9 protein-coding genes are annotated in these 13019 nt (G+C 72.1%); all 9 read right to left on the bottom strand.

Annotated elements, in window-relative coordinates:
• Positions 1–47: 47 nt before the first annotated feature.
• Positions 48–998, bottom strand: a complete 951-nt coding sequence (locus BIU96_RS01710; protein WP_071290888.1) for a GlxA family transcriptional regulator — start codon at positions 996–998, stop codon at positions 48–50.
• Between the two features lie 40 nt (positions 999–1038).
• Complete coding sequence (locus tag BIU96_RS01705; RefSeq protein ID WP_083402576.1) at positions 1039–1758, bottom strand: methyltransferase domain-containing protein; 720 nt, start codon at positions 1756–1758, stop codon at positions 1039–1041.
• Positions 1755–2918 (bottom strand): type III polyketide synthase, encoded by a 1164-nt coding sequence (locus BIU96_RS01700; RefSeq protein WP_071290887.1) that lies wholly within the window; start codon positions 2916–2918, stop codon positions 1755–1757. Before BIU96_RS01700 ends, BIU96_RS01705 begins: the two co-directional genes overlap by 4 nt.
• Positions 2919–3014: 96 nt before the next feature.
• On the bottom strand, positions 3015–4520 hold the full coding sequence (gene gatB, locus BIU96_RS01695; RefSeq protein ID WP_071290886.1) for an Asp-tRNA(Asn)/Glu-tRNA(Gln) amidotransferase subunit GatB: 1506 nt from the start codon (positions 4518–4520) through the stop codon (positions 3015–3017).
• The gene (gene gatA / locus BIU96_RS01690) at positions 4520–6067 is read right to left on the bottom strand and encodes an Asp-tRNA(Asn)/Glu-tRNA(Gln) amidotransferase subunit GatA (protein WP_071290885.1); all 1548 of its coding nucleotides are present in this window, start codon (positions 6065–6067) and stop codon (positions 4520–4522) included. Before gatA ends, gatB begins: the two co-directional genes overlap by 1 nt.
• A 12-nt stretch (positions 6068–6079) precedes the next feature.
• A complete protein-coding gene (gene gatC, locus BIU96_RS01685; RefSeq protein ID WP_071290884.1) occupies positions 6080–6379 on the bottom strand; it encodes an Asp-tRNA(Asn)/Glu-tRNA(Gln) amidotransferase subunit GatC in 300 nt (99 codons plus the stop codon).
• A gap of 133 nt (positions 6380–6512) precedes the next feature.
• Positions 6513–8804: a transglycosylase domain-containing protein gene (locus tag BIU96_RS01680; RefSeq protein ID WP_083402575.1), complete on the bottom strand. Its 2292-nt coding sequence runs from the start codon at positions 8802–8804 to the stop codon at positions 6513–6515.
• A gap of 109 nt (positions 8805–8913) precedes the next feature.
• Positions 8914–10308, bottom strand: coding sequence for an alpha/beta hydrolase (locus tag BIU96_RS01675; protein ID WP_071290882.1), 1395 nt, complete (start codon positions 10306–10308; stop codon positions 8914–8916).
• 181 nt (positions 10309–10489) lie between these two features.
• Positions 10490–12835 carry an NAD-dependent DNA ligase LigA gene (gene ligA, locus BIU96_RS01670; RefSeq protein ID WP_071290881.1) on the bottom strand — a complete coding sequence of 782 codons (2346 nt, stop codon included), beginning with the start codon at positions 12833–12835 and terminating at the stop codon, positions 10490–10492.
• Positions 12836–13019: the final 184 nt, after the last annotated feature.

Raw genomic sequence — 13019 nt, 5'->3', positions numbered from 1 at the left:
GGAAGCCAGCGCCCGGAAGGATCTCGCCAACCGGGCGACGGGTCGCCTCAGTCCTGGAACGTCCGGCGGTACGCCGTCGGCGACGTCCCGAGGATCCGCCGGAAGTGCGTCCGCAGGTTCGCGTCCGACCCGAGGCCGGCGCGCTCCGCCACCTGGTCGATCCCGAGGTCGGAGCGCTCGAGCAGCTCCCGCGCCAGGTCGACCCGGGCACGGAGCACCCACTGCATCGGCGTGTACCCGGTGTCCTCGACGAAGCGGCGGGAGAACGTCCGCGGCGACACCGTGGCGTTCCGGGCGAGCACCTCGAGCGTCAACGGTTCGGCGAGGTGCCGGAGCGCCCACTCGCGTGTCTCGGCGAAGACGTCGCCGAGCGGCTCGGGCATGCTCCGCGGGACGTACTGCGCCTGCCCGCCGCTCCGGTACGGCGCGCTCACCAGCCGGCGTGCCACGTGGTTCGACAGCGCGACGCCGTGGTCCTGCCGGACGATGTGCAGGCACAGGTCGATGCCGCTCGCTGCGCCGGCGCTCGTCAGGACGGACCCGGCGTCGACGAACAGCACGTCCTCGTCGACTTCGACGTCGGGGTACCGGTCCCGCAGCACCCGCGTGTAGTGCCAGTGCGTCGTCGCCCGCCGACCGTCGAGGAGCCCGGCGGCGGCGAGCGCGAACGCTCCCGTCGAGATCGCCGCGATCCGCACGCCGCGCTCGTGCGCCCGCGCGAGCGCCGCGACGACGTCGGCCGGGGGCGGTGTGTCCGCGGGGTACCGGTAGCCGGGCACGAACACCGTCTGCGCCCACTCCAGCGCGTCGAGCCCGTGGTCGACGGCGTACGCCAGCCCGTCACCGCCCGCGATGCGACCGGCGCGTGGCCCGCACACCCGCACCTCGTACGGCATGCTCGGCCGGTTCGAGAAGACCTGCGCGGGGATCCCGACGTCGAGCGGCTTCGCCCCGTCGAGCACGAGGACCGCGACGCGGTGCAGCGGATCCGGGGCCATGCTCCGACGCTAGCCGACCCGGTGACCGGACCGGGCGACCTCAGGCGTCGCGGATCGCCAGCACCCGGTGCGGGGCCGCCTGCTCCGCGCGCCACCCGGTCGGCAGCGCCTCGCGCAGTTCCGGCAGCGTGAACGAGCGTCGGATCGACCGCAGTCCGTCGACCCGCACGAACGTGCCCGCCGCGACGAAGGCCGCTCCGAGCGCGTAGGCGCGGTACGCCTCGGTCGATCGTCGGATGTCCGAGTGCAGGCTCCGGTTCACCGCGAGCGTCTCCGAGTCGGCGAGGAACCCGTGCCGCTCGTCGTCGCCGAGGTGGTGCAGCACGTGGTTCGACACGACGACGTCGAACCGCTCCCCCGCCGCGACCAGGTCGCCGCTGGACTGTTCGCGGAACGTGACGCCGCGCGTGGTCGACCGGGTCGCCGCGTCGATCGCCCGCGGGTCCGGATCGACCCCGACGACCTCGACGTCGAACCCGTCGGCGGCCGCCCAGCGCACGATCGCCCGGGCGAGGTCGCCACCACCGCACCCGAGGTCGAGCACGCGCCCGCGGCCGTCCGCCGGCAGCGCGGGAGCCACGTGGGTCCGCCACACGGCCCGCCAACCGCTGACGAGCGCGTTCACGAGCGCGAACCGCCGGAACGTCCGCGCGAGCGCCTGGGGATCGCAGTCCGGTTCGTCCATCAGCTCGCGCAGGTCGACGGCGCGCCGGGTCAGGTCGACCGGGAGGCGCGGGTCGGGTCCGACGGGCCGGCTCACGACACCCCTGCGGTCGCGGCGGCGAGGACGTCGGTGCGGTCATCCGCCGTGGTCACCGCCGGCACCGCGGTCCGCGGGGTCGTCCCGACCGCGGTGAGCCGCGCCGCCTCGACCGTCAGGCCGGGTCCGAACGCGAGGGCGACGACCGGTGTGCCGTCGTCGACACCGTCGTCGAGTGCGTGCCGGAGGACGAACAGCACGGTGGCGCTGGACATGTTGCCGTGGTCGCGGAGGACCGCACGGCTCGGACCCATCGCCTCGTCGGACAGGCCGAGGGCGTCCTGCGTCCGGTCGAGGATCGCGCGACCACCGGGGTGCACGGCCCACACCGGGATGTCCGCGGCTCCCCCGGCCGGCAGCAGCGGTCCGACGGCCTGCGCGACGGTCGCGCCGACGAGCTTCGGGACGGCGGTGCTGAGGACCATCTCGAAGCCCTCGTCGCCGATGTTCCACGCCATCTCCGACGCGCCCTCGGGTACGACCGTGGTGGCGAAGTCGTCCATCCGCAGGCCGGGGCCGTCCGCCGTCACGACGACCGCGGCGGCGCCGTCCCCGAAGACGCTGTTGGCGACGATCTGGTCCGGGTCGTCCGAGGCGCGGACGTGCAGGGTGCAGAGCTCGGCGCACACCACGAGCACGACGGCGTCCGGGTCCGAGGCGGCGAAGGCGTCGGCGACGCGGAGCGCCGGGAAGGCCGCGCAGCACCCCATGAACCCGATGTGCTGGCGGAAGACGGTCGGTCGGAGGCCGAGTTCGCGGACGATGTCGAGGTCCGGCCCGGGCTGCGTGAAGCCCGTGCACGACACGGTGACGACGTGGGTGATCGACGTCGCATCGATGCCCGCACGCTGCACGGCGTCCTGTGCGGCGGCGACGAACAGCGGCGGAGCGAGTTCGCGGTACCGGTCGTTGCGCGTGCCAGTGGACGGCGAGCGGAGGATGCCCGCGTCGTCGCGGAAGGTGCCGGCCGCATGCGAGGCGTCGAGCTCGTCGAGCACGGTGTGCCGGTGCTCGACGGCGGACGCGTCGAAGGCGGCGGGCACGAGTCGGCGGCCGAGCCGACCGAGGTCGGGCTGCCGGACGAACAGGTCCCGGACCGCCGCCTGCTCGAGCGTCCTCGTCGGGACGGCGGTACCGATGGCGCGGATCGTTGCGGACACGACTCATCTTGTCACCGGGTTGCTGACGCGTCCCCAGGTTGGACGGGAGGCACGGTGCCAGCCGGCACCGTGCCTCCCGTCGCCAGTCAGGTCCGTCTAGGACTGCTGTGCGCGCTCCAGCACCAGCTCACGGACGCGAGCCGCGTCGGCCTGGCCCTTCATGGCCTTCATGACGGCACCGATGATGGCTCCGGCGGCCTGCACCTTGCCGTCCTGGATCTTCGCCAGCACGTCGGGCTGGGCGGCGAGGGCCTCGTCGACGGCGGCGGTGAGGGCCGAGTCGTCGGAGACGACCTTGAGCCCGCGGGCCTCGACGACCTGGGCCGGCGAACCCTCGCCGGCGATGACGCCCTCGAGCACCTGGCGTGCCAGACGGTCCGTCAGGTCACCGGACTCGACGAGCGCGATGACCTCGGCGACGTGCTGCGGCGACACGAGGTCACCGGGCGCGGAGTCCTGCGCGTTGGCGACACGGCTGATCTCGCCGGTCCACCACTTGCGGGCGGCCTGCGGTGCCGCTCCGGCGGCGACGGTGCCCTCGACCTCGTCGAGCAGCCCGCCGTTCACGACGTCCTGGAACTCGAGGTCGGCGAACCCCCAGTCCCCCTTGAGCCGACGACGGCGCGCCACCGGGGCCTCCGGCAGCGACGCCCGGAGCTCCTCGATCACGGCCGGGTCCGGCACCACGGGGAGCAGGTCGGGCTCCGGGAAGTAGCGGTAGTCGTCGGCGTCCGACTTGGGTCGGCCGGCCGAGGTGCGACCGGTGTCCTCGTGCCAGTGCCGGGTCTCCTGCGTGATCGTGCCACCGTCGGCGAGGATCGCGGCCTGCCGCTGGATCTCGTAGCGGATGGCACGCTCGACGGCCCGGAACGAGTTGACGTTCTTCGTCTCGGTGCGGGTGCCGAGCTTCTCCTGCCCGCGGGGACGCAGCGAGATGTTCGCGTCGCAGCGCAGGTTGCCGCGCTCCATGCGGGCCTCGGAGACGCCGAGCGCCCGCACGAGGTCGCGGATGACCTGCACGTAGGCCGCACCCAGCTCGGGGGCACGGTGCTCGGCACCGACGATCGGCTTCGTGACGATCTCGACGAGCGGGACCCCGGCGCGGTTGTAGTCGACGAGCGAGTACTCGGCGCCCTGGATGCGTCCGGTGGCACCGCCGACGTGGGTCAGCTTGCCGGCGTCCTCTTCCATGTGGGCGCGCTCGATCGGGATGTTGAAGATCGTGCCGTCGGCGAGCTCCACCTCGACCTCGCCCTCGTACGCGATCGGCTCGTCGTACTGCGAGATCTGGTAGTTCTTCGGGTTGTCCGGGTAGTAGTAGTTCTTCCGGGCGAACCGCGAGGACTCGGCGATCGAGCAGCCGAGCGCGAGGCCGAGCTGGATCGAGTACCGCACGGCCTGCGCGTTGACGACCGGCAGCGACCCGGGCAGCCCGAGGTCGACCGGGGTCACGTTCGTGTTCGGCTCGCCACCGAAGAAGTTCGGGGCGTCGGAGAACATCTTGGTCTTCGTCGCGAGTTCGACGTGGACCTCGAAACCGAGGACCGGCTCGTACCGCCGGAGTGCCTCGTCGAAGTCCATCAGCGCGTCCTTCTGCGCCATCAGATCACACCTTCCTGCGCAGCGGACTGCTGACTCTGGTCGAGGTCCGGGATGCTGTCGATGAGCGGGTGTCCCCACTGCTGCTCGAGCAGGCGCTCGAGTGCCGCGCCGTAGCGGTAGAGCCGGGCGTCCTCGCGCTGCGGGGCCATCAGCTGCACCCCGGTCGGCAGGCCGTCCTCGGGCGCCAGGCCGTTCGGGATGCTCATGCCGGGCACGCCCGCCAGGTTGGCCGGGATCGTCGTGAGGTCGTTGAGGTACATCGCGAGCGGGTCGTTGATGCGCTCACCGATCGGGAACGCGGTCGTCGGCGCCGACGGGCTGACGAGCAGGTCGACCTGTTCGAACGCGGCCGTGAAGTCGCGCTGCACCAGGGTCCGGACCTTCTGCGCCGAGCCGTAGTAGGCGTCGTAGTAGCCGGCGCTCAGGGCGTAGGTGCCGAGGATGATGCGACGCTTCACCTCGGGGCCGAAGCCGGCCTCGCGCGTGGCGGCCATGACGTCCTCGACCGTGGCACCGTTCTCCGGCGTGACGCGGAGGCCGAAGCGCACCGAGTCGAACTTCGCCAGGTTGGACGACGCCTCGGCCGGGAGGATCAGGTAGTAGGCGCTGATCGCGTACGCGAACGAGGGAGCGTCGATCTCGACGACCTGGGCCCCGGCGGACTCGAGGATCGCCACCGTCTCGCGGAAGCGCTGCGTGACGCCGGCCTGGAAGCCCTCGCCACCGGCGAGCTCCTTCACCACGCCGACGCGGAGCCCACGGAGCGTGTCGGCCTGCAGGCCCTCACGCGCGGCGGCGGCCATCGACGGCCAGGCGTCCGGGATCGAGGTCGAGTCCTTCGGGTCGTGCCCGCCGATGACGTCGTGCAGGAGCGCGGCGTCGAGGACGGTGCGGGACACCGGACCGACCTGGTCGAGGCTCGACGCGAGCGCGATCGCCCCGTAGCGGCTGACCCCGCCGTAGGTCGGCTTCACGCCGACGGTGCCGGTGACGGCGCCCGGCTGGCGGATCGAGCCACCGGTGTCGGAGCCGAGGGCGAGCGGTGCCTCGTGCGCGGCGACCGCCGCGGCCGAGCCACCGCCGGAGCCGCCGGGGATCCGGTCGAGGTCCCACGGGTTGTGCGTCGGGCCGTACGCCGAGAACTCGGTCGTCGAGCCCATCGCGAACTCGTCCATGTTGGTCTTGCCGAGCGGCACGAGGCCGGCGGCGCGGAGCTTCGCGACCGGGGTGGCGTCGTACGGCGGCACCCACCCCTCGAGGATCTTCGAGCCCGAGGTGGTCGGCATGTCCTGCGTGCACAGGACGTCCTTCACGGCGATCGGCACACCAGCCAGCGGGCCGAGGTCGTCGCCGGCGGCACGGCGGGAGTCGATCGACTTCGCCGCCGCGAGGGCGTTCTGGTTGACGTGCAGGAACGCGTGGACGTCGCCGTCCACCGCCTGGATGCGGTCGAGGTGCGCCTGGGTGGCCTCGACGCTCGACACGTCGCGCGCCACGAGGGCGTCGGCGAGCGCGGCGGCGCTGAGGCGGGTGATGTCGTTGGTCACTGTTCTGTCGCCCTACTGTTCTTCGCCGAGGATCGCGGTCACGCGGAACCGCTCACCGTCGGAGTCCGGTGCACCCGAGAGCGCCTGCTCCTGCGTGAGGGTCGGCCCGACCACGTCGGGCCGGGTGACGTTGCCGAGCGGCACCGGGTGGCTCGTCGCGGGGACGTCCGGGGTGGCGACCTCGGCGACGCGGGCGACGCTCTCGACGATGTGCGAGAGCTCCCCGGTCAGCTTCTCGATCTCTTCGGGCGTGAGTGCGATACGTGCGAGGTTCGCCAGGTGGGCGACCTGCTCGCTCGTGATGTCAGGCATGGTGCTCCGTCGATCGGTTCGTGGAATGCCCACCAGTCTATTGGTGCCCCACGACGCGCGAGGCGCCTGTGGAGAACGCGACGGTCTGGAGGCGCGGGGCGGTCTCCGGGACCGGCACCGCGCCTCCAGGCGGTCACTTGCCGTCGCCCGGCTTCGCCGGCTGGCCGTGGCCGCCGTGCTGGGTCGGCTGCTGCTGCGCCGGCTGCTGCTGCGCGGGCTGCTGCGTCTGCGGCGCCGGTGCCTGCTTCGTGGACTGCCCGGATCCCGTCGACGCGGCCGTCGGCGGAGCCGCCACGTGGCCGACGAGGGCCGGGTCCGGCGCGGGCAGGGGGTCGCCGCCGACGGTCTGGTCGAGGTAGCCCATGAGCGCCTTGCCGACGCCGAACTTCGCGCTGTACCCCGTGGTGCCCTGCGGGAAGCCGACGTTCGCCAGCCCGACGTGGCCCTGCACGTTGCCGATCCAGGTCGCGTTCGTGTACTTGGTCGTCGAGGCGACGAGCCAGTTCTGCACGTCGCCGTCGGTCGTCCCGGTCTTCGCGAACTTGTCGACCGTGTCGTTCGGGTTCGCGGCCACCGCCGTGCCCTTGCCGGTGAGGACCCCGCGGAGGGCGTAGTCGACCGTGGCGGCGACGTTCGCGGGGACGCCCTGCGTGCACGACGCCGGCGTCGGGGTGATCTTCTCGCCGGTCGAGGTCGTCACCGAGTCGATCGCGGTCGGGGTGCAGACGACGCCGCCGTGGGCGAAGCCGGCGTACGCCTCGGCCAGGTCGATCGGCGACAGGTCGTTGACCCCGAGGATCGAGGACGGCGTCTGCGTGAGCTCGCCGCCGCCCGCGGGGTGGATGCCCATCGCCTTCGCGAGCCCGGCGATCTTGCAGAGGTCGAGCTGCTTGCCCATCTGGGCGTACGCGGTGTTGATCGACTCGGAGGTGGCGTCCTGCACGGTCAGGGACGGTCCGACCTTCTCGGCGTTCGAGACGTTCCAGACCCCGCCGCTGACGTTTTGGCAGGAGTTCGTGAACTCGGAGTTCTGGAACTCGCTCTCGCCCGTCGGGACCGACTCGGACAGGGTGTGCCCGGTCGCCAGCCACTCGGCGAGTGTGAAGACCTTGTACGTCGACCCGGTCTGGAACCCGCCCGAGTTGCCGTACCCGCTGTCGGCGCTGTAGTTCACCGCGGTCGCCCCGGCCCCGCCGTTGTCGCTCTGCGTGTACGCCGTGTTCTGCACCATCGACAGGATGCGTCCGGTGCCGGGTTCGACCGTGACGTTGGACCCGCCGACGTCGACGCCCGGCATCGTCTGCGGGACGTAGGAGGACAGCGCCGTCTGCGCCTGGTTCTGCAGGTCGAGGTTCAGCGTGGTGTGGATCTGCAGGCCCTCGGTGTCGAGCGCGGCGATCCGCTCCGGGGCGGTCTTGCCGAACGCGGTGTCCTGCAGCACCTGGTCGCGCACGTAGTCGCAGAAGTACCCGGCGTCGTAGCCGGCCGCGGCCGTCGAGCAGCCGTTGGCGGTCGCCGTGATCTTCGGCGTGACCGGCGTGGCCTTGGCCTGGGCGAGCTGGGCCTTCGTGATGTCGTGGTGGACGTACATCCGCTGCAGCACGTAGTCGCGCCGGACCTTGGTCGCCGCGTACCCGTTCGCCGCCCCGTTGTCCTTGTCCTTCGGCTGGTCGATGCGCAGCCGCGACGGGTAGTTGAAGATCGCCACGAGGGTCGCGGACTGCACCAGCGAGAGGTCCTTCGCGTGCACGCCGAAGTAGTACTCGGCCCCGGCCTCGGCGCCGTAGACCTTCCCGCCGAGCCCGACGATGTTGAGGTACCCGGTGAGGATCTGGTCCTTCGTGTACTTCTTGTTGACCGCGACCGCGTACCGGATCTCCTGCAGCTTCCGCGCCTTCGACTGTCCGGCGACCTTCTTGTAGCAGGCGTCCACCAGCGCGGTGGTCGCATCGGTGTCCTTGCCGGTCAGCTGCTCGCACTGCTGGACGAGCACGTTCTTCACGTACTGCTGGGTGATGCTCGAGCCGCCCTGCACGCTGTGGTGCAGCGCGTCCGCGATGGTCGCGCGCAGGGTCCCGATGACGTCGACGCCGCCCTCGTCGTAGAACCGCGGGTCCTCGGTGTCGGTCGCCGCCTGCTTGAGCGTCCGGGCCATCGCCGCGGACGACACGTTCGTCCGGTTCTCGGCGTAGAACGACGCGATCTTGACCTGCTGGCCGCCCTTCGTCGCGTAGACCGACGACACCTGCTGCGGCGTCTGGATGTCGAGGTAGCTCGGCAGGTCCTCGAAGAACGACACCGCACCGGAGGTCCCCTCACCGGCGACGGCGACCCCGGGGGTCACGGCGACGGCGACGAGCATGCCGGCCAGCGCCGACATCGCGACGAACGTCAGGAGAGCACCAGGCCATCGCACCACACGCATGGGGGCACGCTAGGGCGCAGGGCTGTACTGGTTCTGCCGTGGAACGAGATCCGGCTGCGCCGGCACACAGGTTGGCACCCAGCGACGGCCCGACCGTCCCCGCCGTCGGTCAGTCGCGCGGGTGCAGGTCCTGCGGGCGCACGAGGTACATGTCCGGCGACGTCTGCGGGACGCCGTCCTTGCCGCCCTCGCCGCGGCGGAGCTGCTCGCGCACGAGGTCCCCGCGGCCGACTGCGATGAGCGCGACGTCGTGCAGCGAGGCCGTCCCCGGCTTGAGGTAGTCGTTGTGCCCGACGGGCCGCCGGAACACGTCCCCCGCGTCCTGCACGTCGAGGCCGCCGGCGAGGTCGAGGACGGTCGAGCCGAACGCCGACGACCCGGGGTCGGTGCCGAAGTAGCCGGAGCCCGCGATGGGGTCGCTGTGTGCGTCGCCGACGAACACCTGCCCGGCGCCGACGGACAGCTCCGACGACGTCTGCACGTCGCTGCCCGGCGATCCGAGCACGGTGAGGGAGTCGGCGCTCATCCGTCCGGACGACAGCGCCATCAGGGCCGTCGTCGACCCGTACGAGTGCGCCACCACGTTCACCCGGGGCTCCTCGCCGTCGCGGACCCGCCGCAGGCCGTCGACGGCCCGCTCGAGCCGTTCCGCGCCGGTCTTCGCGAGCCCGAGCGACAGGATGTTCGACAGGTCGGGTGTCCGGTACCCCATCCATGCGATGACGGCGACCCCGCTCCCAGGTGCCGGGGCCGCGACGCCGGCCAGGGTCGCCTGCTCGCTGTACAGGTCGTTCGCGGTGTTCGTGAAGTCCGTCATCTGCCCCGTGACGGTGAAGAACATGCCCGGGACGACGACCGTGACGTCGGCCGCCGCGTCGAGGTCGCCGATGGCGATCGCCGCCCGCCCGGACCCACGGAGGTCGAGCGTGACGAGGTTCCGTCGCGGTGCGCCCGGCTCGTGGACGAGCGACTGCTCGACCTGCCCGAGCATGGCGCTGCGAGCGGCTCCGACCGAGGGGTCGGCCAGACCGGCGGCGAGGACGGACCGGTTCGCACGGTCGCGGACGTCGTACGGCACCCCCTCGAGGTTCCCGACGACGGCCGGCGCCGCCGACTCCAGCCGCCGACGTTCGTCGACACCGAGCCCGGCCCACCAGGTGGTGACGTCGGCAGCCGACGGCGGGACGTCCTGCGCGGTCGCGAGCACGCGGCGGTCGGACGCGGCGCGGGTGAGCGCCGACCGGTCCAGACGGGACAGGTCGAGGAGGAACGTCCGGCCGTGTGCCCCCGCGAGGTCCTCCGCCGTCATCTGTACCCCGGTCACGACCGGCCGCGCGGACGGACGCGCGGACGGGTGCACGGACGGCTCGACGGACGGATCGTCGACGAGGGTCGTCGACGACGTCGGCGCCGCGACCGAGTGGACCGCGGGCGCGACTGGGGCCTCGACCACTCCGAGTGAGTGCATCGAGGCGGTGAGCAGAGCCGCGGCGATGAGCAGCAATCGGGTCTCCCCCGGGAAGGCCGTCCCGTCGTCCCCCTGCAGACGACGGGTGATGCTCTCACGAGTGTAAGGAGAATGACCGCTCGATGGCGTGCGGGATGCAACTTGACCCCTGAACTGGGTGCGGAGCCGGGCGCGCCGCGGCGTGCGGACAGTCCGGGTCTGTGCTCCCGAGGACTCCTCAGTCCGTCGGCGTGGTCTCCGGAGTCGGCTCCGGTGCCTCGCCGAGCGCCGCAGGACCCTCGGTGACGAGCAGGCGGAACTGCTCGGCGTCGATGATCCGGAGCCCGAGTTGCTCGGCCTTCGTGAGCTTCGACCCTGCCCCCGGTCCGGCGGCGACGAAGTCGGTCTTCTTGCTCACACTCGACGCGGCCTTGCCCCCGGCAGCGATGATCGCTTCTTGTGCGCCCTCGCGGCTGTACCCCTCGAGCGACCCCGTCGCGACGACGGTCACGCCGCTCAGCACGCCACCCTCGGTCTCGGCGGCCCCGGGCCCCGGGTGACCCGGTGTGGTGAACTGCACGCCGGCCGCGGTCCACCGGTCGATGATCTCGCGGTGCCAGTCGACCTCGAACCAGTCGAGCAGGGCGTCGGCGATGATCCCGCCGACGCCGTCCACCGCCGCCAGGTCCTCGCGCGAGGCGGAGCGGATCGCGTCGAGCGACCCGAAGTGGTTCGCCAGTGCCCGGGCCGCGACGGGCCCGACGTGGCGGATGCTCAGGCCCACCAGGATCCGCCAGAGCGGCTTCGTCTTCGCGGCGTCGATGTTGGCGAGCATCTCGAACGCGTTCTTCGACGGGTACCGGCTCGGCTCGCCGGTGTGGTCCGCGCCGCGGGCGTCCGGGTCGAACGGCGGGTCCGTCTTCTTCCGTGCCCGACTGAACGGCGTCACGCGCTTCGGGGCGCCGTCGTCGGTCGTCTTCTCCATGCCGGTCTCGGAGTCGCGGACGATGACCTCGATCTGGACGATGTCCTCCATCGTCAGGTCGAACAGGCCGGCCTCGGTCACGAGCGGCGGCTGCTCCGGGTGCGACGGCTGGGTCAGCGCAGCGGCCGCCACCTCGCCGAGGCCCTCGATGTCGAGCGACCCGCGCGAGGCGATGTGCTCCACGCGGCCGCGGACCTGCGCCGGGCAGCTCTTCGCGTTCGGGCAGCGGAGGTCGATGTCGCCCTCCTTCGCCGGGGCGAGCTCGGTGCCGCACTCCGGGCAGTGCGTGGGCATCACGAACTCGCGCTCGCTGCCGTCGCGGAGCTCCACCACCGGGCCGAGCACCTCGGGGATGACGTCGCCCGCCTTCCGCAGCACGACGGTGTCCCCGATCAGGACGCCCTTCGCCTTGACCACCTGCTGGTTGTGCAGGGTCGCCTGCCGCACGACCGACCCGGCGACCTCGGCCGGGGCCATCACCGCGAACGGCGTCGCCCGACCGGTGCGGCCGACGCTCACGACGATGTCGACGAGCTTCGTGTGGACCTCTTCCGGCGGGTACTTGTACGCGATCGCCCACCGCGGTGCCCGCGAGGTCGACCCGAGTTCCTCGTGCAGGGCCAGGTCGTCGACCTTGATCACGATGCCGTCGATCTGGTGCTCGACCGAGGCTCGGCGGTCGCCGTAGTCCTGCACGAAGCCGAGCACCTCGTCGATGCCGTCGAACACCCGGTAGTGCGAACTGGTCGGCAGGCCCCACGACTGCAGGAGCTCGTAGACCTCGGACTGGGCGCGGACGTCGGTGTCGCGCTCGAGCTCGCGGACCGGCCAGGCGCCGATGCCGTGCACGAGCATCCGGAGTCGACGCAGCCGGTCGACCATGAGCGCACGCTTCGCCTCGGACTTGCCCTCTTCCTTCTGGCGGAGGGAGCCCGCGGCGGCGTTCCGCGGGTTCGCGAAGACCCGCTCCCCCGCGTCGCGCTGCCGGGCGTTCAGCTCGTCGAACTGCTCGACGGGGAAGAAGATCTCGCCGCGGACCTCGACGATCGGTGGGTGGCCGCTGCCGGAGAGGCGGTCCGGGATCGTGCCCATCGTGAGCACGTTGCCGGTGACGTCCTCACCCACGACGCCGTCGCCACGGGTGGCCGCGGAGACGAGCCGACCGTCCTCGTAGCGGAGGTTGATCGCGAGCCCGTCGATCTTCAACTCGGTGAGGAACCGGACGCGCTCGGCGCCGGCGTCACGCTGGACCTTGACCGCCCAGTCGGTCAGTTCCTCGGGGCTGAAGACGTTGTCGAGTGAGAGCATCCGCTCGGCGTGCTCGACCGGCGCGAACTGCACCGTCTGCACCTGCCCGCCGACGGTCTGCGTCGGGCTGTCCTCGGTCACCAGTTCGGGGAAGCGGTGTTCGATCGCGTCGAGGCGCCGTGCCAGCACGTCGTAGTCGGCGTCGGTGACCGTCGAACCGTTGTCGCCGAAGTAGTACGCGTTCCGCAGCTCGGTGATGCGAGCCCGCAGCCGGTCGACCTCGCGCTGCGCCTGGGCGGCGTCGAGCGCGGCAGGGTCGATGGTCTCGAACGTGGCGTCGGTCTCGTTCATGGAACAGTTCTACAGGGCGCCACCGACCCTGGCGTCAGCGGTCGCGCCGCCCGGGAGCGGCGCGGCACGGCGCCGCCCGGGAGCGGCGCGGCACGGCACCGCGCGCCAGCCGGGCCAGCCCGGTCAGGCCGTCGCCCGGGTCAGGCCGTCGCCGGCACCGCCGGCACCGCCGACACCGCCGACA

The organism is Curtobacterium sp. MCBA15_008 (assembly GCF_001865065.1).
Taxonomy (GTDB): domain Bacteria; phylum Actinomycetota; class Actinomycetes; order Actinomycetales; family Microbacteriaceae; genus Curtobacterium.
The sequence above is the reverse complement of the archived record's forward strand: the minus strand, read 5'-3'. Positions and strand labels throughout refer to the sequence as shown.

What these genes read in the sequence shown, in the direction of transcription:
- ligA (WP_071290881.1), bottom strand. Translation starts at nt 12,835, where the DNA reads ATGAACGAGACCGACGCCACGTTCGAGACCATCGACCCTGCCGCGCTC.
- BIU96_RS01710 (WP_071290888.1), bottom strand. Translation starts at nt 998, where the DNA reads ATGGCCCCGGATCCGCTGCACCGCGTCGCGGTCCTCGTGCTCGACGGG.
- gatC (WP_071290884.1), bottom strand. Translation starts at nt 6,379, where the DNA reads ATGCCTGACATCACGAGCGAGCAGGTCGCCCACCTGGCGAACCTCGCA.
- gatB (WP_071290886.1), bottom strand. Translation starts at nt 4,520, where the DNA reads ATGGCGCAGAAGGACGCGCTGATGGACTTCGACGAGGCACTCCGGCGG.
- BIU96_RS01680 (WP_083402575.1), bottom strand. Translation starts at nt 8,804, where the DNA reads ATGCGTGTGGTGCGATGGCCTGGTGCTCTCCTGACGTTCGTCGCGATG.